This window comes from Thermoanaerobacterium sp. RBIITD (assembly GCF_900205865.1).
GTDB lineage: Bacteria > Bacillota > Thermoanaerobacteria > Thermoanaerobacterales > Thermoanaerobacteraceae > Thermoanaerobacterium.
In genome coordinates, this window is record NZ_LT906662.1 from 45,486 (window position 1) to 69,644 (window position 24,159).

General features: G+C 32.9%; 19 protein-coding genes and 1 rRNA gene. 3 read left to right on the plus strand and 17 right to left on the minus strand.

Translation table 11 applies throughout. The features are described from left to right. Window positions 1-76: 76 nt before the first annotated feature. Window positions 77-1,591: ribosomal RNA gene (locus CPG45_RS00235) — 16S ribosomal RNA — on the minus strand. Window positions 1,592-2,038: 447 nt separating this feature from the next. Here CPG45_RS00235 and CPG45_RS00240 point away from each other — a divergent pair. Then, window positions 2,039-3,214, plus strand: coding sequence for a class I SAM-dependent rRNA methyltransferase (locus CPG45_RS00240; protein ID WP_096230093.1), 1,176 nt, complete (start codon window positions 2,039-2,041; stop codon window positions 3,212-3,214). A 137-nt stretch (window positions 3,215-3,351) separates the two neighbouring features. Here CPG45_RS00240 and pyrE read toward each other — a convergent pair whose 3' ends face one another. From pyrE to pyrR, 7 genes are all read right to left on the minus strand, one after another. Continuing rightward, the gene (gene pyrE, locus CPG45_RS00245) at window positions 3,352-3,930 is read right to left on the minus strand and encodes an orotate phosphoribosyltransferase (RefSeq protein WP_096230094.1); all 579 of its coding nucleotides are present in this window, start codon (window positions 3,928-3,930) and stop codon (window positions 3,352-3,354) included. A gap of 87 nt (window positions 3,931-4,017) precedes the next feature. Continuing rightward, the gene (locus CPG45_RS00250; RefSeq protein WP_096230095.1) at window positions 4,018-4,923 is read right to left on the minus strand and encodes a dihydroorotate dehydrogenase; all 906 of its coding nucleotides are present in this window, start codon (window positions 4,921-4,923) and stop codon (window positions 4,018-4,020) included. Next, window positions 4,920-5,651: a dihydroorotate dehydrogenase electron transfer subunit gene (locus CPG45_RS00255; protein ID WP_096230096.1), complete on the minus strand. Its 732-nt coding sequence runs from the start codon at window positions 5,649-5,651 to the stop codon at window positions 4,920-4,922. Before CPG45_RS00255 ends, CPG45_RS00250 begins: the two co-directional genes overlap by 4 nt. An 8-nt stretch (window positions 5,652-5,659) precedes the next feature. After that, complete coding sequence (gene pyrF, locus CPG45_RS00260) at window positions 5,660-6,580, minus strand: orotidine-5'-phosphate decarboxylase (protein ID WP_096230097.1); 921 nt, start codon at window positions 6,578-6,580, stop codon at window positions 5,660-5,662. 60 nt (window positions 6,581-6,640) lie between these two features. Beyond that, complete coding sequence (locus CPG45_RS00265; protein ID WP_096230098.1) at window positions 6,641-7,936, minus strand: dihydroorotase; 1,296 nt, start codon at window positions 7,934-7,936, stop codon at window positions 6,641-6,643. Window positions 7,937-7,941: 5 nt separating this feature from the next. Then, window positions 7,942-8,853, minus strand: a complete 912-nt coding sequence (locus tag CPG45_RS00270; RefSeq protein ID WP_096230099.1) for an aspartate carbamoyltransferase catalytic subunit — start codon at window positions 8,851-8,853, stop codon at window positions 7,942-7,944. Between the two features lie 316 nt (window positions 8,854-9,169). After that, window positions 9,170-9,712 carry a bifunctional pyr operon transcriptional regulator/uracil phosphoribosyltransferase PyrR gene (gene pyrR, locus CPG45_RS00275; RefSeq protein ID WP_096230100.1) on the minus strand — a complete coding sequence of 181 codons (543 nt, stop codon included), beginning with the start codon at window positions 9,710-9,712 and terminating at the stop codon, window positions 9,170-9,172. Window positions 9,713-9,984: 272 nt separating this feature from the next. Between pyrR and CPG45_RS00280 the strand changes: the two genes are divergently transcribed. Both CPG45_RS00280 and CPG45_RS00285 read left to right on the plus strand, forming a co-directional pair. Continuing rightward, on the plus strand, window positions 9,985-10,980 hold the full coding sequence (locus CPG45_RS00280) for an AIR synthase family protein (RefSeq protein WP_096230101.1): 996 nt from the start codon (window positions 9,985-9,987) through the stop codon (window positions 10,978-10,980). Window positions 10,981-11,706: 726 nt separating this feature from the next. After that, window positions 11,707-13,311, plus strand: a complete 1,605-nt coding sequence (locus CPG45_RS00285; RefSeq protein WP_096230102.1) for an IS1182 family transposase — start codon at window positions 11,707-11,709, stop codon at window positions 13,309-13,311. Window positions 13,312-13,501: 190 nt separating this feature from the next. On the opposite strand, the gene CPG45_RS00290 is transcribed toward CPG45_RS00285, so the two are convergent. The 9 genes from CPG45_RS00290 to secD form a co-directional block, all read right to left on the minus strand. Further along, complete coding sequence (locus CPG45_RS00290; RefSeq protein ID WP_096230103.1) at window positions 13,502-14,131, minus strand: MBL fold metallo-hydrolase; 630 nt, start codon at window positions 14,129-14,131, stop codon at window positions 13,502-13,504. A 10-nt stretch (window positions 14,132-14,141) separates the two neighbouring features. Beyond that, the gene (dtd, locus tag CPG45_RS00295) at window positions 14,142-14,591 is read right to left on the minus strand and encodes a D-aminoacyl-tRNA deacylase (protein ID WP_096230104.1); all 450 of its coding nucleotides are present in this window, start codon (window positions 14,589-14,591) and stop codon (window positions 14,142-14,144) included. A gap of 60 nt (window positions 14,592-14,651) precedes the next feature. After that, on the minus strand, window positions 14,652-16,808 hold the full coding sequence (locus CPG45_RS00300; protein WP_096230105.1) for a RelA/SpoT family protein: 2,157 nt from the start codon (window positions 16,806-16,808) through the stop codon (window positions 14,652-14,654). Between the two features lie 35 nt (window positions 16,809-16,843). Beyond that, window positions 16,844-17,365 carry an adenine phosphoribosyltransferase gene (locus CPG45_RS00305; RefSeq protein WP_096230106.1) on the minus strand — a complete coding sequence of 174 codons (522 nt, stop codon included), beginning with the start codon at window positions 17,363-17,365 and terminating at the stop codon, window positions 16,844-16,846. Next, complete coding sequence (gene recJ, locus CPG45_RS00310) at window positions 17,362-19,821, minus strand: single-stranded-DNA-specific exonuclease RecJ (protein ID WP_096230107.1); 2,460 nt, start codon at window positions 19,819-19,821, stop codon at window positions 17,362-17,364. The genes CPG45_RS00305 and recJ overlap by 4 nt, the downstream gene beginning before the upstream one ends. Before the next feature lie 22 nt (window positions 19,822-19,843). Next, a complete protein-coding gene (ubiB, locus tag CPG45_RS00315; RefSeq protein WP_096230108.1) occupies window positions 19,844-21,514 on the minus strand; it encodes a 2-polyprenylphenol 6-hydroxylase in 1,671 nt (556 codons plus the stop codon). Window positions 21,515-21,580: 66 nt separating this feature from the next. Next, window positions 21,581-21,892 carry a phasin family protein gene (locus CPG45_RS00320; RefSeq protein WP_096230109.1) on the minus strand — a complete coding sequence of 104 codons (312 nt, stop codon included), beginning with the start codon at window positions 21,890-21,892 and terminating at the stop codon, window positions 21,581-21,583. Between the two features lie 14 nt (window positions 21,893-21,906). Further along, window positions 21,907-22,845, minus strand: coding sequence for a protein translocase subunit SecF (secF, locus tag CPG45_RS00325; RefSeq protein WP_096230110.1), 939 nt, complete (start codon window positions 22,843-22,845; stop codon window positions 21,907-21,909). 13 nt (window positions 22,846-22,858) lie between these two features. Further along, entirely contained in the window at window positions 22,859-24,100 is a 1,242-nt protein-coding gene (secD, locus tag CPG45_RS00330; RefSeq protein ID WP_172856607.1) for a protein translocase subunit SecD, read from the minus strand. Window positions 24,101-24,159 lie beyond the last annotated feature (59 nt).

The following is a 24,159-nucleotide window of genomic DNA, read 5'->3' on the forward strand; positions in this document are numbered from 1 at the left end:
GAAAGCGCAATTAATCGTCTCTCTCTTAATAATTACAATTCGCCTTTTAATACTTTTTGTAGGATTTTCTCCTTAGAAAGGAGGTGATCCAGCCGCACCTTCCGATACGGCTACCTTGTTACGACTTCACCCCAATCATTTACCCCACCTTCGGCAGCTGCCTCCTCTCGGTTAGCTCACTGACTTCGGGTGTTGTAAACTCTCGTGGTGTGACGGGCGGTGTGTACAAGGCCCGGGAACGTATTCACCGCAGCATGCTGATCTGCGATTACTAGCAACTCCGTCTTCATGCAGGCGGGTTGCAGCCTGCAATCTGAACTGGGACCTGTTTTTTGGGATTCGCTCCGGATCGCTCCTTCGCTCCCCTTTGTTCAGGCCATTGTAGCACGTGTGTAGCCCAGGGCATAAAGGGCATGATGATTTGACGTCATCCCCACCTTCCTCCGTGTTGTCCACGGCAGTCTCGGTAGAGTGCCCGTCTTTACGCTGGCAACTACCAACAGGGGTTGCGCTCGTTGCGGGACTTAACCCAACATCTCACGACACGAGCTGACGACAACCATGCACCACCTGTCTCACAGCTCCTCTTACGAGGCACTCGAGTATTTCTACTCGATTCTGTGGATGTCAAGCCCTGGTAAGGTTCTTCGCGTTGCTTCGAATTAAACCACATGCTCCGCTGCTTGTGCGGGCCCCCGTCAATTCCTTTGAGTTTCAGCCTTGCGGCCGTACTCCCCAGGCGGGATACTTATTGCGTTAACTCCGGCACGGATGATTCTTCACCCACACCTAGTATCCATCGTTTACGGCGTGGACTACCAGGGTATCTAATCCTGTTTGCTCCCCACGCTTTCGCACCTCAGCGTCAGTTCAAGTCCAGAGAGCCGCTTTCGCCACTGGTATTCTTCCTGATCTCTACGCATTTCACCGCTACACCAGGAATTCCGCTCTCCTCTCCTTGACTCAAGCTATATAGTTTCAGTTGCATCCCCTCGGTTAAGCCCAGGTTTTTTACATCTGACTTATATAGCCGCCTACGTGCTCTTTACGCCCAGTAATTCCGGACAACGCTCGCCCCCTACGTATTACCGCGGCTGCTGGCACGTAGTTAGCCGGGGCTTTCGTATGGTACCGTCATTTCTTTCTTCCCATACTATTGAGCTTTACGACCCGAAGGCCTTCTTCGCTCACGCGGCGTTGCTGCGTCAGGGTTCCCCCCATTGCGCAATATTCCCCACTGCTGCCTCCCGTAGGAGTCTGGACCGTCTCTCAGTTCCAGTGTGGCCGTTCACCCTCTCAGGCCGGCTACCCATCGTTGCCTTGGTGGGCCTTTACCTCACCAACTAGCTAATGGGCCGCGGACTCTTCCTTTAGCGGATTTCTCCTTTCTTCACAAGATGATGCCACCTCGTGACATTATCCGGTATTAGCACCCCTTTCGGTGTGTTATCCCGGTCTATAGGGTAGATTGTCCACGTGTTACTCACCCGTCCGCCGCTAAGTAAATACCGTAGTATTTACTCCGCTCGACTTGCATGTGTTAGGCACGCCGCCAGCGTTCGTCCTGAGCCAGGATCAAACTCTCATGTTTAAATCCTTACCTCTTTTTTATTCTCTGGCTTTTTCTCTCACTGTTCGGTTTTCAAGGTTCAACCTGTCGCATTGGCGACATTGTCTATATTATCATATTTCATTTTTTATGTCAACTATTTTTTTGCTGTCATATTTCTTTGGACTACTTCTTTCGGATCCTAAGATCCTTCGCCTCAGTTCATTCGGCTCAGAATTGCATCGACCTATTGTCCCGCTCTTGAAGCGACAGGTATTAATATATCATTTTCGAAAAATAATTTCAACTTTAATATTTTAACAATATGTCGATTTATGAGCAATTATGTCTATCAAGTTTTATTATACTCTTTTATATTGCTTTTTATTACATTATACATAATTATTAAATAATATAATATCTTTATTGAATACTTTTTCCTAATATGATATAAATTATTTAATACATAAAATTTTTAGGAGCGATATTATGACAGATGTTATATTAAGAAATGAAAATATAAAGAGAATATTAAATGGACATCCGTGGGTATATAAGACAGAAATTGATCATATAGAAGGTGAATATGAGCCAGGTGGGATAGTAGATGTTTATGACCACAAAAGAGAATTTATCGGAAGAGGATACATTAATCTTAAATCAATGATAACAGTTCGATTACTTACACGTGATAAAAATGAAATTATAGATGAGAACTTTTTTAGAAAAAGAATAAAAACCGCATGGGAATATAGAAAAAGAATTATGAAGGATTTAAATTCATGTAGGATTGTATTCGGTGAAGCAGATTTTCTGCCTGCTTTAATAGTAGATAAATTTGGTGATTATTTAGTCTTACAAACACTATCACTTGGAATGGAACGTTTTAAAGAAACAATAGTTAAACTATTAGTTGAAGTCATTAATCCTAAGGGCATATTTGAAAGGAATGATGTGAAGATTCGTGAATTAGAGGGATTAAAACAAATAAAGGGCTATCTATATGGTAAATTTGATACCATTCAACAATTTGAAGAAAATGGTATTAAATTCCTTGTCGATCTTGAAAATGGGCAAAAAACTGGATATTTTTTGGATCAAAAAGAAAATAGAGCAGCTATTCATGATTATGTAAAAGATGCTAATGTACTTGACTGTTTTAGTCATACCGGTTCATTTGCACTTCATGCATTACATTATAGTGCTAAATATGTTGAAACAGTAGACATCTCACAGGAAGCAATAGATATTGCTAAAAAAAATGTTGAACTAAATGGTTATTTAAATAGATGTCACTTTATATGTGATAATGCTTTCAACCTTTTAAGAAGTTATGATGACGAAAATAAAAAATTTGATGTTGTTATACTTGACCCGCCTGCATTTACTAAAAGCAAGGAAACAGTTAAAGACGCGATAAGAGGTTATAAGGAAATAAATTTAAGAGCAATGAAAATATTAAAATCTGGAGGATTTCTTATAACATGTTCATGTTCGCAACATATATATCCAGATAAATTTTTACAAATAATGAAAGATGCAGCTTTTGATACAGGAAAAATCATAAGGCTTATTGAGCAAAGAACACAAGCTAAGGATCATCCAATTCTTTTAGCCTCTGAAGAAACGCAGTATTTAAAATGTCTGATTTTACAAGTATTTTAATTGACTTTGTAATACGATAAGAAAAATTTTAATTGCATTTAAAATGAAAGATTTTTAAAGAAATAAAGTCAATGGCAAAACAGCTATTTGGATAAAAATAGACCGCTGATTATTAACAGCGGTTTTATTTATCACACTCACTTGCCAATTTGTCTGCTACCGGGTTTTACAAGCGGTATACCTTCTTTACATAATGGGCAATTTTCCTTTTCATATGATATTACATCAAGTGTTATGACTGATTCAAATTTTATTCCAAAATCGACTTTACCATTGCTTCTATCAACAACACTGGCAACACCTACAACATTTGCACCCATATTTTTTATAAGCTCAATTACTTCTTTCACAGAACCACCTGTCGTTACAACATCTTCTACAACTAAAACAATATCCTCTGGATTTATTTCAAATCCCCTTCTTAGTTTCATTATACCTTCTTCTCTTTCAGCGAATAATGCTTTTGCATTTAGTTGCCTTGCAACTTCATAAGCAAATATGATTCCACCAATTGCCGGTCCTATGACAATATCAATTTTTACACCATTAAATTTTTTTGCTATTTCTTTTGAAAATATTTCACTAAATTTGGGATATTGAAATATTTTAGCACATTGTAAATATGTATCACTATGCCTTCCCGATGTCAATAAAAAATGCCCTTTATTTAATACATTTAATTCTGTTAATATTTTTAATACTTCCTGTTTATCCATTGTTCATTCTCCTTTAATTAAAATTCTTATATTCCATTATTTATTAACATTTTTACAATAAAATTAAAAAGTAGTTTACCATAAATTTTATATGGTAATTGAGTTAATTAATTTATTTATATCATCAATATCATTTTGTATCATGTATGTTTTAATTCCTTCTAGGATTTCGATAGTACAAGACGGATTGACAAAATTGTATGTTCCGACAGCAATTGCCGATGCACCTGCAATAATAAACTCTATAGCATCGTCAGCTGATGATATTCCACCCATCCCTATTATAGGAATAGAAACAGCTCTTTTAGCTTCATAAACAAGCTTAAGTGCTATTGGTTTAATAGCTGGTCCTGATAAACCTGCGAATATATTTTTAAACACCGGTTTTCTTGCATTTATGTCAATTGCCATACCTGTTATTGTATTAATTAATGATATTGCGTCTGCACCACCGTCCTCTGCTGCTTTTGCACAGATTTTTATATCACCAACATTTGGTGTTAATTTTACTATAACGGGCTTTGTTGTCACGCTTTTTACCTCTTTAGTTATTTTATATATGCTTTCTGGTTTTACACCAAAAGCCATACCACCTTCTTTAACATTAGGACATGATACATTAAGCTCCAGTGCATGTACACTATCTATATTAAGTTTTTCAGCCATATAGGAAAATTCTTCTATGGATTCACCAGCTATATTTGCGATTACTTTCGTATTATAATTTTTTAAAAATGGCAGTTCATCTTTTATAAATACTTCTATACCTGGATTTTGAAGTCCTACACTATTCAATATGCCTGACGGTGTTTCATATATCCTCGGAGGTGGATTACCTTTTTTTGGCTTTACCGTAAGTCCTTTTACCATTATTCCACCTAAATGATTCAAATCAATGTATTCTGAATATTCTTTGCCAAATCCAAATGTGCCAGATGCAACCATAACTGGATTCTTTAACTTTAGTCCACCTATATTAACTTCTAAATTCAAAACTCTACCTCCTCTGCCCAAAACACAGGACCATCTTTGCATACTTTTTTATAATGATATCCATCTTTACTTTTAGTTTTACATGCACATACCATACACGCACCAATACCACAGCCCATCCTTTCTTCTACAGATATCTGGCATGGTATGTTATACTTTAGAGATAGTTCTTTTAATGCAATTAACATAAGTTTAGGTCCACAACCATATATCATATCTACATTATTTATGATATTACTTATCGCATCTAACACATATCCTTTGATACCGTAATTTCCGCTTTCTGTTGTAACAATTACATTTCCATATTTTTTAAACTCATCTATAAGATATGTCTTGTCTCTAAATCCCAGTGCTATATTTATATTTTCTGCATTCAAGGTCCTCGCGAGATATAGAAGTGGTGGTATTCCAATTCCGCCACCTACTATTAGAATATTTTTTTTATCTTTAAATACGTCGAAACCATGTCCAAATGGCCCGGTTATATCAACCAAATCGCCTGGTTTCATCATTGAGAGATTATAAGTACCTTTTCCTTTAATCTGATAAACAATTTCCATTTCGCCTTTTTCAAAATTACAAATGCTTAAAGGGCGTTTTAATAGGGTGTCTCCGCCACACCCTATCATAACAAATTGTCCCGGAAGAGCATTCCCTTCCCATTCAAATACCATTTTAAAAATTCCGCTGCTTATTTCTTTATTAAATATTATTTTACGTCTCATTTTTCACCTCAACAGGCTATATATTTTCTCTTCATAAGTGCATTATTGATCATGCCCCTCATTAAAAGCACTTCGGCTCTTGATGCTTGAGCATACTCATATTCTGAATAAACGTCTTTCCAGTATAAGCTTTTATATGCAAATATTATTTTCCTTGATGAATTTACTATTGCACCAAATCCATTATCATCAAAGCAACTTACAATATCATCAGCAGAGGCTCCTTGTGCGCCATATCCAGGAACTAAGAAGAATGATCCCGGCATCTCTTTTCTTAATATTTTTGCTTCCTCTGGATATGTGGCACCAACAACAGCTCCTATTGAACTATAACCATATTTACCCTTTACTGTCTTTGATATACGATTTACCATATTAGCTACATTTTCGTAAACATGTCCATCTGATGTTTCTAAGTCTTGTATTACATATGACCCTTTATTAGATGTTTTAACAAGGATAAATAGACCTTTACCGAACTCTATTACATCATGAATATATGGTAGAATAGTATCTTCTCCCATATAAGGATTTACTGTTATTGCATCGATATATTCATTTTGTAGATATGCTCTTGAATACATCTCTGCAACATCAGCGATATCTCCTCTTTTAACATCTGCTATTACAATGAGCCCCTTTTCCTTTGCGTATTCTGCAGTTTTAAAAAATACTTTTAATCCTTCTATACCATAAACTTCATAAAAGGCTATTTGAATTTTTACTGCTGGTACCAAATCATAGACCGAATCAATTATTCCTTTATTAAATAAGTATAATGCTTCACATATTCCCTTTATATTATTTCCGTTCTTTTTAAATGCAATTTCTTTTATAAATTCAGGTATATTTTCTATTCTTGGATCTAATCCTACAACAGTAGGATTATTTTTAATTTTGATATTGTTAATCAATTCATCAGCAAACATATTTAAACACCTCTTAATGTAATTTTATTCAAAATCGTGCATATTTATTAACTACATATATTATACCTCAATTTTTTCTCTTTGGCTATCTTTTTTATATTTTATTTTTCCATCTACGAGAGTATATTCAACAATTCCTGTTAGCCTATCCCCATTAAACGGGGTATTTTTACCCTTTGATTTAAACTTATCGGCATCAACAATATATTCCTTATCAATATCAACAATTGTTATATCTGCCGCTTTTCCAACTTTAATACCATATGGTATATTTAATAACTTAGAAGGATTTACTGATATATATTTTACTAAATCATTAAGTCCTATTATACCAGTTTTTACAAGATACGTATTTATTACGGAAAAAGCTGTCTCAAGACCAGATATACCGAATGCTGCAATATTGTAAGGGACTTTTTTATCATCTTTTGTATGTGGTGCATGGTCTGTAGCAATAACATCTATTGTACCATCTTTTAAGCCTTCTATAAGTGCTTCAATATCTTCTTCAGCCCTTAAAGGTGGATATGCTTTTGTATTCGTATCAAATCCGTCAACAATATCTTCTGTAAGGCAAAGATTATGTGGTGTGACTTCCGCTGTTATTTTTACGCCACCAGCTTTTGCTCTTCTTATTAGCTCGACACTACCTTTCGTCGAAACATGAGCTATATGGAGCCTTGCACCTGTTGATTTAGCCAATATTATATTTCTTGCGACCATTACTTCTTCCGCTTCATGTGGTATACCTTTAAGACCTATCATTGTCGATATTAAGCCATTATTCATTACTCCTTCTCCACTTAATGTCTTATCTTCACAGTGTGTAATCATCATCAAATCGTACATTTTTCCATACGTCATTATTCTCTTCATTAGACCAGCGTTCATTATCGGAAAACCATCATCAGATAAAGCTGTAACACCTGCATCCTTTAGCTTCGCCATGTCAGTTATTTCTTCACCCTTCATTTCCTTCGTCATTGCACCAATTGGAATTACTTTTGCATACCCTTCCCTTTTAGCAATACTCTTTATATACTCTACAACTACATCACTATCTATTGCTGGATTCGTATTAGGCATACATGCAACAGTAGTATATCCACCTGCAACAGCTGCATAGGTACCTGTCTTTATTGTCTCTTTTTCTTCATAACCCGGTTGTCTTAAATGTGTATGCATATCAACAAATCCTGGCATTATATATTTACCATCTGCATCTATTATGACACCATCATCTTCATTTACTTGGCTTTCAATTGCTTTTACAATACCGCAATCAACTAACACATCTGCTTTAGCAATGTTTCCATAGCCGTCAATAACAATACCATTTTTTATAACTATCTTCATCTCCATTATCTCCTTTCGCATAGTAATTTTAAAAGTGCCATTCTAACAGCGATTCCATTTGTAACTTGCTCTTCAATCACTGAATATTCGGCATTTGCGACTTCTGATGTAAGTTCGACATTTCTGTTTATCGGTCCTGGATGCATTAATATAGCATCTGGTTTTGCAAGATTCATCCTTTCGGCGTTTATTCCAAAATATCTTGCATACTCGTCAATTGATGGAAAAAGACCACTTTTTTGTCTTTCGAGCTGTATCCTTAATCCCATAACGACATCAACACCATTTATAGCTTCATTTATATCATAGTATACTTTAGCACCAAGCTTTTCGAAGTAAGTTGGTAGAAGTGTAGATGGTCCAGCAAATCTTACTTCAGCACCCATCTTTTTTAGTCCCCATAAATTAGACCTTGCAACTCTTGAATGCATTATATCGCCTATTATTGCTACTTTGAGTCCTTCAAATCCGCCTTTTTTCTCTCTAATCGTCATCATGTCTAACAATGCCTGTGTTGGATGTTCATTTAGCCCATCACCTGCATTTATGACAGATGCATTTAAATATTTTGCCATAAGGTGTGGTGCTCCAGACATATTGTGTCGTGTAACGATGACGTCAGCTCTCATTCTTTCAACTGTCCTTACTGTGTCTATAAGAGATTCTCCCTTTACAACGCTGCTTGATTTGGTCTCTATATTTCCAAAATGTGCTCCTAAGTATTTTGTAGCCATTTCGAAGGAAAGTCTTGTTCTCGTGCTCGGTTCAAAAAATATTGTTATAACAGTCTTACCTTTTAATATTTCTGAGTATTTTTGGCCCATGATAATTTTCTTCATCTCTTCTGCAGTATCTAGGATTTCAATTAGTTCTTCTTTAGTCAAATCTCGTATACCAAGTACATCTTTTCTATACATATTTTTCATCCCTTTCTATACTGACTAATTCAAAGTACTTTTAAATATAGCAAACAAGTTAATTCAAATTTTAGATACATGTAATACTCATGGCCTTATCTTGCAAATTATAACTTGCTTTAATTATTAAAAAAATAGAGCAGATACCATAATATAAGTAAATATAAAATAAATATATAATGGTTCTGCTCGATTTATTGGAATATTATATTTTGAGATAATATTTTTAAACTTATAAAATGTCATAAAAAATCTCCCTTTCTTTTTAATAAGTGGGAGAATATCCATTCTCCCTTATTAGTCTCACTGGACTAATTTAAAGGTAAAACTCATTAATTACTACCCTATTTATTTTATCAGTCTCTTCAAGCATTACACTGACAATTTCACTTTTTGATGTAGGTACATTTTTACCAACATAATCTGGTCTAATTGGAAGCTCTCGATGTCCCCTATCAATAAGCTCTGCTAGCTGAATAGCCTTTGGTCTACCTAAATCAATAATAGCATCCATAGCAGCTCTCACTGTTCTTCCTGTATATATTACATCATCTACTAATATTACGATTTTGCCAATGACCTCAACACCTATATCATGCTTTTTTACTAAAGGCTGTTCGAGATTTGTTGATAGGTCATCACGGTATAATGTAATATCTAAGGAACCTATAGGAGGTTTCTTACCTTCTATTCTTTCGATATATCTTGCAATTCTTCTAGCAAGAGGCACACCCCTTCGCATTATACCCACTAATACAATATTTTCTATCCCCTTATTCTTTTCAATTATTTCATGGGATATGCGGATCAAGGCCCTATCTATAGCCTTTTCATCCATTATCTCTGCTTTAAAGTTCAATTGTGCACCTCCAATAAAAAAACTTCTTATAATGACAAGAAGTTAATTTTTTATCCACAACCCCTTGCCAGCCTCTCTGGACCAGTTAAAGGACACATCATCTTTTTTATTATAATATCATATTATCTTATGTTTGTCTATAGTTTTTTCAAATTTAATAATTTCTATTGAATTTTAAATTTAATTCAACCTTATCAATTTACATTTTATATTTTTATGTTATTATATTTAATATAACATATACAAAAGATTTTACTAAAGGATGTGGCAAAATGAATGAAGGAAAAGTTCCATCAGACATATTATCAAAAATCGTATATACAAATCTTGGTGTTAAAAGAGATGAAGTTTTAGTTCATTCAGGTATAGGAGAAGATTGTAGCATCATAGATTTTGGTGAATATGTCGCTGTTTTATCAACTGATCCTATAACAGCAGCTAATAATTTAAGTGGATATCTATCTGTAATAATCTCATGTAATGACATAGCATCATGTGGTGCAAATCCTATTGGCGTTTTAGAAACTATTCTGCTACCTATTAAAACTGAAGAAAAGGTATTACATAATATTATGAATGAGGTAAACAAAGCTGCAAATGAACTTAATATAGAAGTTCTTGGCGGTCATAGTGAAGTTACATCTACAGTTAATAAGCCTATTATATGTACAACAGCTATCGGTATTGCTAAAAAGAATGAATACATAAAAACAGGAGGCGCTAAAATTAATGATGATGTTATAGTAACTAAAGCCATTGGATTTGAAGGTACTTCTATTATTGCACACGATTTTTTCGATATTCTTAAAAAACATTATCCTTTAGAATTTATTGATAAGTCTAAAGACTTTATTAAAAAAATTAGTGTTATTGATGACGGTCTTATAGCAGCAAAAAATGGTGCAAGTGCAATGCATGATATCACCGAAGGCGGTTTACTTGGTGCAGCATTTGAAATTGCTGAGGCATCAAATAAAGGTATAGAAATATATTATAGCACAATACCAATAAAATATGAGACTAAAGAAATTTGCAGATTTTTTAACATTGATCCTTTAAAGCTTATATCAAGTGGTTCTATGCTTATTACTAGTCCGAATGGCGAAAAAATTGTAAATGCTTTAAAAGAAAATAACATTGAAGCTACTATAATAGGTAAAATAACAGATTGCGGTAATTATTTAATATATGATAATAAAAAAATTGAAATAACGCCACCAGAAAGAGATGAAATATATGCAATAACAGATATAAGAAATAATCCTTAATAACTCTATAATGATTTTTTGTAATTGGAACATCAGAAGCCATTGCTTTCAAATATGGTTATTTATGCCTGGCTAAAACAAAAATCCAATTATAATTTTATTAAAAAATTATGCATAGAATTTAAAGTTGTACAATATTGAAATTATAAATGATTAGATATTTATGAACTCTCATAATAAATTTAATCGAAGTCTTTGCCTTAAACGGTATATTTTACTATAAATGATTTTAATAATCAACTATCAATCTTTTCATTAATTGTTAACTTTAAAGACTTTTTGATTTTATTAAATGCAATAGGTAATCCAAGTACTATATATCGGCCATTCTATTAGATATGAATCATATTCTGGCAATATTTTAGATATTTTTATATAAAAAGGTAAGCAGATTGATTTTAAATTTTCATATAATTTGAAGATTTTTTTAAAGGAAAACATTTCAAATATTATACTCATTGAAGGGAACATAGATAAATACTCCAAAGTTACCGCGATAAGCTCTCTAAATTAAATTTTATTTTACGTGAGTTAAAATCATAATCATTGAATGTTACACTTCAATTCAAATATAACATATTATTAGATTTTTTTAAATATACATTTATATAAAAAAAGGGGCTGTTGCACAACTGACTGAATAGGTCATAGTGCATCAGTCTCTTTTTATACACAAAAAAGAAATTACAGGTTCCAAAGAACCTGCAATTACTGTATAATTAAGTTATGCAAAAAAGTAAATTATACAATAAGAATTATACACAATTTAATGGATGTTATCAATTAGTTCTTCCATTAAATTGTGAAATGTTAATACCAGAGGATGATTCGGTTCGCCTGCTTAGCCAAATATTGGAGGGATTGAATTACGAAAAGTTGTACAAGGCATATTCTTTCACTGGAAGAAAACCTGCAGTAGAGCCAAAAATCCTGTTTAAGGTATTAACTTATGCTTACATGAATAACATTTATTCCAGCAGAAAGATAGAAAGTGCATGCAAAAGGGATATTAATTTTATGTGGTTGCTTGAAGGAAGCAAAGCACCTGACCACTCTACTATTGCCAGATTCCGCAAGGAATATCTCGCCGATGCAATGGAAGATTTGTTTTATCAGTTGGTACAGCATCTCCATGAAATAGGTGAAGTAAAGTTTGAGCATCTCTTCGTAGACGGTACAAAGATTGAAGCCAATGCTAACCGCTATACATTTGTATGGAAAAAGGCTATTAATAAAAATCAAGCAAAGATGTTTACAAAAATACAATCTTGCATAGAATCAATTAATCTTACGTATATGACTAATTTTACTGTTACTAAAGAAACTTTATTGGATGACATAGAAAAGATAATTGACTATCTTAAAAAGAAAAAAGAAGAAGAGCAGATAGAATTTGTTCATGGTATAGGGAAACGCAAGTCAAAACTCCAAAAATTTAATGAAGAGCTAGAGAAGTTTTACGAACGTCAAAAGAACTATGATACACACAATCAATTATTGGATGGAAGGAATAGTTATTCTAAAACTGATCCAGATGCAACATTTATGCATATGAAAGATGACCACATGAACAACTCTCAATTAAAGCCAGGATACAATGTGCAGATTGGGGTTGAAAGTGAGTATGTCACTGGTGTTGGTATATTTCAGGACAGGTCTGACAACACTACCCTTATTCCATTTCTAAATGATATGGAATCAAATTTAGGAAACAAATATCAAAATATCATAGCGGACTCTGGATATGAGAGTGAAGAAAACTATCTGTATTTGGAAGAAAAAAATCAAAAATACTACATAAAGCCGCAGACATATGAAAAGTGGAAGAAAAAAAGTTTTAAAAATGATATTAGTAAGCGTGAAAACATGGTTTATGATAAAGATAAAGATGAATATACCTGCCACAATAGAAAACAACTTAGACCAATTGGAATCATTTATAGGACTTCAGCAAGTGGCTACCGTTCAGAAATTACTGTATACGAATGTGAAGACTGCAACAATTGTCCATATAAATCAAAATGTACAAAAGCACGAGGCAACCGAAAGATGCAAGTATCAAAAACATTTGTAGAGAAGCGACAAATATCTTATGAGAATATCACATCTGAGGAGGGAATTCTCCTGAGAGTTAATCGTTCAATACAGGTAGAAGGTGCTTTTGGAGTTCTAAAAAATGATTACCAATTTAATAGATTTTTAACACGTGGGAAAAACAGTGTAAAAACGGAGTTTATGCTGTTATGTTTTTCCTACGATGTAAACAAACTGCATGCAAAAATACAGAATGAGAGATGTGAAAAGCACCTTCATGGAATAAAAATAGCCTGAGATTTGAAGAAAAAAATTACAGAAAGCCCAAGGCTTATTTAAGTGCGCCTAAAACTCAACAATCATAGAAAATCAGATGAATTACATATATTTTCATGATTGTTTTTTCATTTTTATACAGCCTTTTTACATTAAAAAGGGGTATTGCAAACTACTTTAAAGTAGTTTTGCAACAGCCCCAATTAAATAATTATAAAAATGGATTTTCTGTTTTTTCATACCCTATTGTTGATGTTTCACCATGACCTGGACATATTATCACATCATCATTTAATTTAAACAATTTATTTTTTATAGATTCCATAATGTCATTATAATTGCCACCAGGAAAATCTGTCCTTCCTATTGAGCCATTAAATAAAGTATCACCTGTAAAACAAACTTCACCTATTCTAAAGCATGAGCCACCAGGTGTATGACCAGGCGTATGAATCACATTTATTTTCTTATCGCCAAACTTCAAAACGTCTCCATCTTTTAGTAAAATATCTGCCGGTTTAACCACAATTCTTTCAAAATCCATCATAGACAAATTAAGATGTGGATCAGATAACATTTTAGAATCATCTTCCGAAATGCACACCTTGACATCGAATCTGTCTCTCAAAAAGTCTACACCACCTATATGATCAAGATGCCCATGTGTAAGCAAGACGTATTTTGGTTTATATCCGTTTTTTATTATATAATCCGGTATTTCATTAATGGGCTCACCTGGATCTATTACAACACATTCTTTTGTATCCGGATCAACTACAACGTAGCAATTTGATTGCAATGGTCCTATAATAAACCTTTGTATTTTAAGATTATTGTTCATAAATACACTCCTAAAAATTTCTTTTAGAATCTAATAAAATTGTAACAGGCCCGTCATTTATTAATGACACCTGCATCACTGCACGAAATTTTCCCGTTTTCACATCTAGTCCGATTTCCTTCAATTTATTTCTAAGTTTATTAAAATAAAGAAGTGCATCATCCGGTTTTGCAGCATTCATATAATTTGGCCTTCTTCCTTTTCTTGCATCACCGAGAAGTGTAAATTGCGATACAAGCAATATTTCACCGTTAACATCTCGTACCGATAGATTCATTTTATCGTTACTGTCTTCAAATATTCTTAAATTTGCAATCTTATCCGCAATATAATTTACATCCTCGTCACTATCCTCTATTGAAACTCCAACTAATACAACTAGACCTTTATTGATGGTACTTATTACCTCCCTATCAACAGTCACCTTGCCACTAACCGCTCTTTGTACAACAGCTCTCAAAAATACTCCTCCCTTATCATTAATCATTTTATGATATTATGCTTATTTGATATAAAAATATTATGCACTTATTCTATATACATCTGTTACACCATCAAGAGCTTTTAATTTATTCATTATCTTCTCAAGCTGTTCCTTCGATATAATCTCTAGTGTTAAATTTATAATGGCAATATTATCCTTAGTTGTTCTGGCGTTAACTGCTCTTACGGATATCTTTATATCTGCTAGGATGCTTGTAACATCTGTTAAAAGACCATACCTATCATTTGCCATAATTTGAATATCTGCTTGATATGCTATATTTTTACCTTGATTCCATTCCACTTCTATTATTCTATTCTTATCATATACATAATCCTTTATATTAGGGCAATCTTTCCTGTGTATTGATACACCTCTTCCCTTTGTAACATAACCTATTATTTCATCTCCTGGAACAGGTGAACAGCATTTAGAAAATCTCACCATAACATTATCTTCGCCCTTAACAATAACGCCCATTCCTCCGATTTTTGAGTGTTTCTTAGCATCACTTGTGGGTATTTTTTGTTTATTAATTTCACTTTCTATTTGTTTAAGTTCTTCTTTGATGCGGGGTATTATCTGATTGACTGTTAAACCACCATACCCAATTGTTGCATACAAATCCTCTTCTGAATGTATATTAAGCTTTTTTAATACAGATTCCATAATATCGTTTTTAAGTTGTGCTTGCTGGATTCCATGTTTTTTTAATTCTCTATAGAATATTTCTTCACCACGTTCAATATTCTCTTCCCGCTTCTCCTTCTTAAACCACTGTCTTATTTTATTTTTTGCTTGCGAGCTTTTCGCAATTTGTAACCAGTCTCTACTAGGACCCCTGTCAGTATTTGATATAGTCAAAATCTCTACTATATCTCCATTTTTAAGTTCATAATCAATAGGTACTATCTTACCATTAACTTTTGCACCATTCAATCTATGGCCTATTTCAGTATGAATACTATATGCGAAATCAATCGGCGTAGATCCAGCGGGAAGGCTAATTACATCACCTTTTGGTGTAAAAACATAAACCTCGTCTGTAAACAGGTCTATCTTAAGTGTCTCCATGAATTCTTTTGCATCTTTAAGTTCTCTCTGCCATTCTAAAAGTTGTCTTAACCATGCTAATTTTGCGTCAAACTCGTCTTCTTCAGTTTTACCTTCTTTATATTTCCAATGTGCTGCAATACCGTATTCTGCTGTCCTATGCATCTCCCACGTTCTTATCTGTATTTCAAATGGTTCACCATTTGGCCCCATGACAGTTGTATGAAGTGATTGATACATATTTGGCTTTGGCATTGCTATATAGTCTTTAAATCTTCCAGGCATCGGCTTCCACAATGTATGGACAACCCCAAGTGTGCCATAGCAATCTTTAACAGTATTTACAATGACTCTAACTGCCATAAGGTCGTAAATCTGTTCAAAAGTCTTATTTTGTTGTTTCATTTTTTTATAAATGCTATAAAAATGCTTAGGCCTGCCATCAACTTCGGCCTTTATGCCGATTTCCTTTAATTTTTCTTTTAACTTATTTATCAGTTCCTGTATAGATTGTTCTCTTTCTTTTCTTTTTCTTGCTACCTTCTCAACAAGATTATAATATTCCTCAGGATGAAGATATCTAAGTGACAGATCTTCAAGTTCCCATTTAATTCTTGATATTCCAAGCCTATGTGCTATGGGTGCATATATTTCAAGTGTTTCTTGTGCTTTTTCTTTTTGTTTCTCTTCACTAAGATATTTAAGTGTACGCATATTATGAAGGCGATCAGCAAGCTTTATCATTATAACCCTGATATCTTTTGCCATAGCAATAAGCATTTTCCTCATATTCTCAGCTTGTTGCTCAACTTTTGACTTATATTCAATCATACCAAGTTTTGTAACACCATCGACTAAATCAGCGATTTCTTGTCCAAACTCACCTTTTAAGTCATCGTATGCAACCGCTGTATCTTCTATAACATCATGAAGAAGCCCACCAGCAATCGTTGGAAGGTCCAGTTCAAGTTCTGCCAATATATATGCTACTTCTACAGGATGAACAATGTATGGTTCTCCTGAATTTCTATATTGGCCTTCATGGGCTTTTAATGCAAAATTATATGCCCTTACTATTAAGTTAACATCAACATCTGATTTGTTATACTCTTTAATTTTGTCTATAACTTTTTCAATCATTATAACATTTCACCTTTAAATGCAATTATACCACATTAAAACTTAATTAATGAAATTATATCATATCCGTCAAGCTTCTTACGACCATCGAGGAATGTTAATTCCGTCAAAAATAAAATGCAATCAACGATACCTCCTAATTCTTCTATTAGTTTTGCAGCAGCAAAAATAGTACCACCTGTTGCAAGTAAATCATCGACTATTACAACTCTTTTCCCTTTTTTTATAGCATCTTTGTGTATTTCTAATGAATCCATTCCATATTCTAGCTCATACTCATACTTAATTGTTTCCGCAGGAAGTTTTCCTGGCTTTCTTACAGGTATAAAGCCAATTCCCATTTTATAAGCTAATGGTGCTCCAAATAAAAATCCTCTTGCCTCTGGTCCGGCAATCAAATCAACATTTCGTCCTTTTAATGCATCTGCAAGCATATTTACTGAATACGAAAATGCATCTTTGTCCTTTAATACAGGTGTTATATCTTTAAAACCTATCCCTTTCCTTGGAAAATCTGGTATTTCCCTAATTAACGACTTTACATCATCAAGTTTCATGCTGTTTCCTCCTTAAATTTTATTTTTAATATTGTATTAGCAAACTTTAAAAAATTATCTTTAGCAACATATATGCTTTTAAGATTCTCATTTTCTTGTAAGTCTATTTTTTCGTCCATATTATTTCTACCTAACACAAAAATATTATCACTTTCTTTAACATTTATCAATCCGGTTTCATTGAGAACTTTTATGCAATATAGCACTTTTACAGTATTAATATTAAATTTGCTATATATTTGATCCTTAAATAAAATATCGTTACTGTTTTTACTGATATTTTTATATATTTTGACAAAATCACTCCTTCTCGGCAATATCTCTTTCAAATCTTTAAAATTTGATAACAAATCATTATCACCAAAAAGTAAATGGATTTTTACATCTCCATTATTCTGTGCTAATATATTATAAAACATTTTCGCATTAAATGGTATATCATAAAATAATATATTTTTAAACCTATTTATTAAATTAGCATTATTGATGTTCCAAAATATAACTCTTTGTTCATAAATTTCCCCTTGGCTTAATTTATAATCAAAAAAATTATTCCTTTTAAGATATTTTAAAAGTTTTTGTAATTGAAATCTTGTGTTTACTATCACCGCTACATCTTCGTCGCTTTTGAAAGTTTTTAGGACATATTCATTTTTATCGCTGATTCCCCTCATATCTATCATATTATTACAACATATATCTTTAATTTGTACATCTTGAAGATCCATCATAGTCTTTAAAAGGTTTTTAAAATATTCGATATTTCTCTCTTTAATCTTTATATCTTTAGCAATTACCTCAATTTGTTCCACATTATTCCATTCATTGATTTTAATATATCCCGCTACATCTATGAGATCATTCACTTTTAATTTATTTATTTCGCTTCCCATATCAAACGCTATTATATCATAATCAACACCATCTTTATGCGCGCAAAGTTTTAAATGTCGATTTCCCTTGACAGTACTTATATTCTTAATAACCAAATTGTCAATACTATAAATCGGAGCAACATTGCCATTGCCAAATGGCTCTAACAGATTAATTTGTTTAACTGCATCAGCGTTAATTTTTTCATCCTTTATGTGTGACTCTATTTCTATAATCGGTACTAAATCAACATCATTCAGGCAGTCATTTGCATAATTATTTATTTTCTCTTTAAACGCTTCTATATTTTCGCTTTTTATAGTTATACCGGCAGCCATCTCGTGGCCACCATATTTAATAAGATATTCACTTGAATACTTTAAAGATTCATATATATTGAATCCCTTTATACTTCTTCCTGATCCCTTTCCGATTCCATCTTGGACGCTTATCAGGATAGAAGGTCTCGAATATATTTCTGTTATCCGTGATGAAACTATTCCTATAATACCAGGATGCCAATTATTACTATATAAAACAATAAATTTTTCTGTACTTAAATCAATATTATTTTCAACCTGCATTATCGCTTCATCAAGAATTTTCTTTTCTAATTCTTGCCTTAAAGTATTTTCATTATTTAGGTAATTGGCGATTTTATTTGCTTCATTTTCATCTTCTGTAGTAAGCAATTTAACACAAGATATTGCACTTTTAAGTCTTCCAGCTGCGTTCAAACGTGGAGCTAATATAAATCCTACATGATGTGTATTAATGACCATATTTTCAAGTCCTGATACCTTGATTAGAGCCCGTAAGCCCTTATTTTTTGTTGTAATAAGTCTTTTTAAACCTTCTTTTACGATTATACGATTTTCACTTGTTAAAGGTACTATGTCAGCAATTGTCCCAATAGAAACTATATCAAGATATTCCAATGCTTCCTCATCGATAAGAGCCGAACATAACTTAAATGCGACACCAACACCTGAAAGGTCTTTGAATGGGTATTTACTATCTTTAATATGTGGGTTTATTATACATAACGCATTTGGTAAAATATCAGGAACCTGATGATGATCTGTTATAATGATATCCATACCATAGCTCTTTGCCATGCTGACTTCTTTAATTGATGTTATACCACAATCTACAGTTATTATGAGATTTGTTCCTGATTCATGTATCCTGTTTATTGCATCACTGTTAATACCATAACCCTCCTGCAACCTATCAGGTATGTAAAAATCAACATTTGCTCCTAATTTTTTTAAAGTTCTATATAATATTGATGTGCTTGTTATTCCATCAACGTCATAATCACCATATATAGTGATTTTATTATTTTTATTAATATGTTCTTTAATAATTAAAACAGATTCTTTTATACCGTCTAATAAAAATGGATCATACAGCATACTTAAATTTGGATTTAAATATTCATTTATTTTATTTAAATCATCATAACCTCTATTAACAATTGTTTTTGCTATAAAATATTTTAAATTAAATCTTTTTCTAACTTCTTCAACAAAATCCTCATTAAGACTTTTTTTTGTCACCCACCTATAAGTCTTTGTCATTAAACCACCTCACAAATCAGCCTCATTTTTTTCTTTTTTCGACAAATATTATATTATAAACAATACTTAAACATAATACAAATGATACAATAAAACCCAACAGCCCAATTACATTATATCCATATAACTTATATCCACCATCTGATGACAAAATAAGCGAAGAACCAATTATAAGAGAAGATGCTATAATGCTTATGATGATTTTATTTATCATCAAATTTAAGTCATATTTCATTTTTTCAGTTTCTTCAATATTCAGCTTTACCTTAACGTCATCTTTTACTATTTTAGTAAGGATGCTCTGCAATTTTCTTGGAAACTTCCTAAATTGAAGCGATATTTTATGGAGGTCTTTTAAATTAACTTTTACTGTCTTTGATAAACTAAAATTCTCTATATAGATCTTATGTATAAAATCCTTTGCTATATCAGAAATACTAAAATCGGGGTCAAGCTCTTTTCCAACACCTTCAATTGTGGCAAGAGATTTTAATAGCAGTGTAAACTCAGCAGGCATCATTAATTTGTACTTATAAATTATGGTCATTATCTTTCTAACTGAATCCTCTATATTAATATTTTTTAAAGGTGTATTATAAAAATAACTTATTACATTGCTCAAATCATACTTTAAATTTTTAATGTTTGTATCACTTCTTATTGCGTCCATATCAGATAAAATACTTATAACTTCATCTGTATCATTATCTGCAAATGCTTTAAAAAGTTCTATTATCATCTCTCGATTTGACTTGTCGATATAACCAACAATACCAAAATCAATATACGAAATCGTGCCATCATATCTCACAAGTATATTACCTGGATGTGGATCACCATGGAAAAACCCATACTCAAATATTTGCATTAATATTGACATTGCACCATCATATGCTATTTTTTTTAAGTCATATCCCTTTTCTATCAGTAAATTTTTATTTTTAACACTAATTCCATCTATGTACTCCATTGTAAGTACTTTTTTCGTAGTATAATTCCAATATATTTCAGGTATGTATACATAATCCTCATTTATAAAGTTTTCTTTAAATCTAGCAGCATTATTACCTTCAAGGGTATAATCTAATTCATTCAAAAGAGATGTAGATAATTCATTAACAACATCTACAAAATCAATCGGTGAGTCAGTTAATCGCTCATTTAGGATTCTCGCAATACTTTTAAGAATAGTTAAATCGCCAACAATTTTATCATATATCCCAGGTCTCTGTACTTTTACAACTACGTCATATCCTTCTATAGTACGAGCTCTATATACTTGTCCGATTGACGCTGATGCAATAGGTCTATCATCAAACATTTGAAATAACACTGATATTGATGACCCTAATTCATCTTCGATTATCTTTTTTATGATATCAAAATCAACAGGTGGAACACCGTCCTGCAATTTAGTCAATTCTTCAATAACGTCATGTGGCAATAAATCAGGTCTCGTGCTTAATAATTGACCCATTTTAATGAACGTTGGTCCCAATTCTTCAAGAGTTATCCTAATTCTCTCTGGAAGAGAAATAGATACATAATTCTTTTTAATAAATATAAATGGTATCCGCTTATTTTTAGATAAAACTTCAGCGATAAAACCAAAACCATTTTTAGTAAGCACTTTTAAAATTTCTTTGTACCTAATGATATATTTTTTATTTGACAAAATACTGAGAAATCTCATTTTTACACCTCAATAAAAATATAGCGGCAATATACCTTGAAAGTATTATGCCACTAATAATGAAATTTACATGTTTTGATTTGTTGAATTTAACTGGTTTAATCTGCTCTCAAGTTCTACAACTCTTTGAAGCAATGAATTATACTCATCCTTAGTCACCAAATTAGCTTCTTTGGCAAATTGCTCAACATTTTCGTACGCCTTGCTTTTAAGCATTTCCTTTTGCTTTTTTACAGAATTCATTGCACTGCTTATAAAATTATTTTTTTCTTCAGCAGTAATTTCTCCTCTTTTTATGAGTTCCTGAGCTATTTCCTCTATCTTATCCTTTGTTAGTGAAACAGCTCCGAGCCCTGCGAGAAACATCTCTTTAAGCATGTTATCACCTCCAATCATGCCCTTTGCGGTTTATTACCTGTCTTATTTCCTACTCTATTTTTTCCTTCCTTGTCCTTAAATATAACCCATAATGGACTTGCAATGAATATTGACGAATATGCACCACTTGCAATACCTATTAAAAGTGGTAGTGCAAAGCTCTTTATTGACGCTGGTCCAAAGAAGTACATGAGTATAAGCATCAATAAAACTGTCATAACTGTATTTATAGAACGGGTCATCGTTTCATTAATACTGACATTTGCAATTTCTGCATAACTTGACTTTCTCATTAGTTTTATATTATCTCTAATTCTATCAAATATAACTATTGTATCATTTATAGAATAACCAAAGACTGTTAGTATTGCTGCAACAAACGGTGTATTTACGACAATTCTAAGTAATGCATATGCTGCAAGCATAATTAATATATCATGTATCAATGCTAAAACTGCTGCAGCACCCATTTCAAAATTGAATCTAAAACCAATATATATGAGCATTAAAGCAGCAGCAACTAATGATGCAAAGATTGTTCCCACTTGCATTTCTTTTCCCAGTGCTGCGCCAACATTTTGTGAAGATACTAAGTCTTTGTCAGTTAATTTATATTTTGATTTTAAATCATCAATAACCTCTGTCCTTGTTTTATCATCAAGGCTTGGTGTTGAAATTGATACATGTGTGTTGTTAGTTCCAATAGCTTTTACTTGTGATTCTTTCACACCGTGGGACTTCAATAAATTTGTAATCTCAGTGTTTGTACTTGTTGTTACTGTCTTATGCAAATCAAATTCCATAACAGTACCACCTGTAAAATCTAGACCCCAGTTAAGACCCATGGTAAACATCGCAATCAATCCAGCTAATATTATTATTCCAGATATTGTAAACCATACTTTTGTTTTACCGATAACATCAATATTCCATTTAATGTTATTCCATCTCATGTTTTTCACCTCCTTACGCTCCGTACACTTTAATATTTTTTGTAAACTCTGTTTCAACAACTGCTTTTAGCAAGAACCTAGATACAGTTATAGCAGTAAACATACTTGCAAGAACACCTATTATAAGCGTTAATGCAAAGCCTTTGACAGTACCTGCGCCCATAAAGAACAGAACAAACGCTGCGATAAGTGTTGTCAAGTTTGAATCAAATACGGCAACAAATGCCTTTCTAAATCCAGCGTCTAAGGAAGCTCTGATAGATTTACCTGCTCGCATTTCTTCTTTCATTCTTTCAAATATAATTATGTTAGCATCGACTGCCATACCTATTGACAATAGCATACCGGCAATACCTGGCAAATCAAGCGTAACATGAAGCAGTGAAAATACAATAAAGTTTATAAGTATATATATTCCGAGTGCAATATCTGCAATAAGACCCGGCAACCTATAGAATGCTATCATAAATAAAAGTACTATTATTAAACCATATAAACCTGCCTCTTCACTGGCTTTCAATGCACTTGGTCCAAGTGTTGCACCTACAGAATTATATTCAACCTGTTTTAATGTCACAGGTAATGAACCCGCTCTTATGAGATTAGCCAAATTTTTGGCTTCATTGAAATCCTTCATACCTTGTATTACAGCATTTCCATCAGTTATTTCCGCATCAACACGTGGTGCTGAAATAACTTTATTATCAAGGTAAATAGATATTATTTCATGATTAGGATAATATTTTTTTGTTGCGTCAGCAAATGCCTTCGTACCCTTGGCGTTAAGTACAAGCGTTACAACAGGTTGTTGAACTCCACTTTGGTCTGTTTGATAAACGGCTTTTGAGTCTTTTACATCTGCACCAGTCAATATTACCTTGCCGTCAGGTCCAACAAATTTAAGCTGTGCCGTCTGTCCTAAATACGAGATAACCTGATCTGGATTACTTACATCTGGTATTTCAATACGTATCCTATTTGATCCTTGTTGAACAATTAGTGGCTGTGCAACACCAAGAGAGTCAACCCTATTTCTTATTATTGCAATCGCCCTTGTCATTGCATCCTGCGTTACATTTCCTTCCGCCTGCTCTAAAACATACACACCGCCTCTCAAATCAAGACCAAGTCTTATGTTCTTTTGTACAGGAGTAATTGAATAATTGCCTGCATTAATGCCAAAAAAAGCTATATAGGCTATAATAGCGGCAACAACTATTACAGTTAAAAATTTAGCAATACCTCTTGACTTCATCATAATCTCCTTTCTTTTGTTCACTATTTTTTATTATATTACTTTTATTGTAAACGGTC

Coding starts and splice junctions, on each gene's coding strand:
- CPG45_RS00240 (WP_096230093.1), top strand. CDS start 2,039: ATGACAGATGTTATATTAAGAAATGAAAATATAAAGAGAATATTAAAT.
- pyrE (WP_096230094.1), bottom strand. CDS start 3,930: ATGGATAAACAGGAAGTATTAAAAATATTAACAGAATTAAATGTATTA.
- CPG45_RS00255 (WP_096230096.1), bottom strand. CDS start 5,651: ATGAGACGTAAAATAATATTTAATAAAGAAATAAGCAGCGGAATTTTT.
- pyrF (WP_096230097.1), bottom strand. CDS start 6,580: ATGTTTGCTGATGAATTGATTAACAATATCAAAATTAAAAATAATCCT.
- CPG45_RS00265 (WP_096230098.1), bottom strand. CDS start 7,936: ATGAAGATAGTTATAAAAAATGGTATTGTTATTGACGGCTATGGAAAC.
- CPG45_RS00270 (WP_096230099.1), bottom strand. CDS start 8,853: ATGTATAGAAAAGATGTACTTGGTATACGAGATTTGACTAAAGAAGAA.
- CPG45_RS00280 (WP_096230101.1), top strand. CDS start 9,985: ATGAATGAAGGAAAAGTTCCATCAGACATATTATCAAAAATCGTATAT.
- CPG45_RS00285 (WP_096230102.1), top strand. CDS start 11,707: ATGCAAAAAAGTAAATTATACAATAAGAATTATACACAATTTAATGGA.
- CPG45_RS00290 (WP_096230103.1), bottom strand. CDS start 14,131: ATGAACAATAATCTTAAAATACAAAGGTTTATTATAGGACCATTGCAA.
- CPG45_RS00300 (WP_096230105.1), bottom strand. CDS start 16,808: ATGATTGAAAAAGTTATAGACAAAATTAAAGAGTATAACAAATCAGAT.
- CPG45_RS00305 (WP_096230106.1), bottom strand. CDS start 17,365: ATGAAACTTGATGATGTAAAGTCGTTAATTAGGGAAATACCAGATTTT.
- recJ (WP_096230107.1), bottom strand. CDS start 19,821: ATGACAAAGACTTATAGGTGGGTGACAAAAAAAAGTCTTAATGAGGAT.
- ubiB (WP_096230108.1), bottom strand. CDS start 21,514: ATGAGATTTCTCAGTATTTTGTCAAATAAAAAATATATCATTAGGTAC.
- CPG45_RS00320 (WP_096230109.1), bottom strand. CDS start 21,892: ATGCTTAAAGAGATGTTTCTCGCAGGGCTCGGAGCTGTTTCACTAACA.
- secF (WP_096230110.1), bottom strand. CDS start 22,845: ATGAGATGGAATAACATTAAATGGAATATTGATGTTATCGGTAAAACA.
- secD (WP_172856607.1), bottom strand. CDS start 24,100: ATGAAGTCAAGAGGTATTGCTAAATTTTTAACTGTAATAGTTGTTGCC.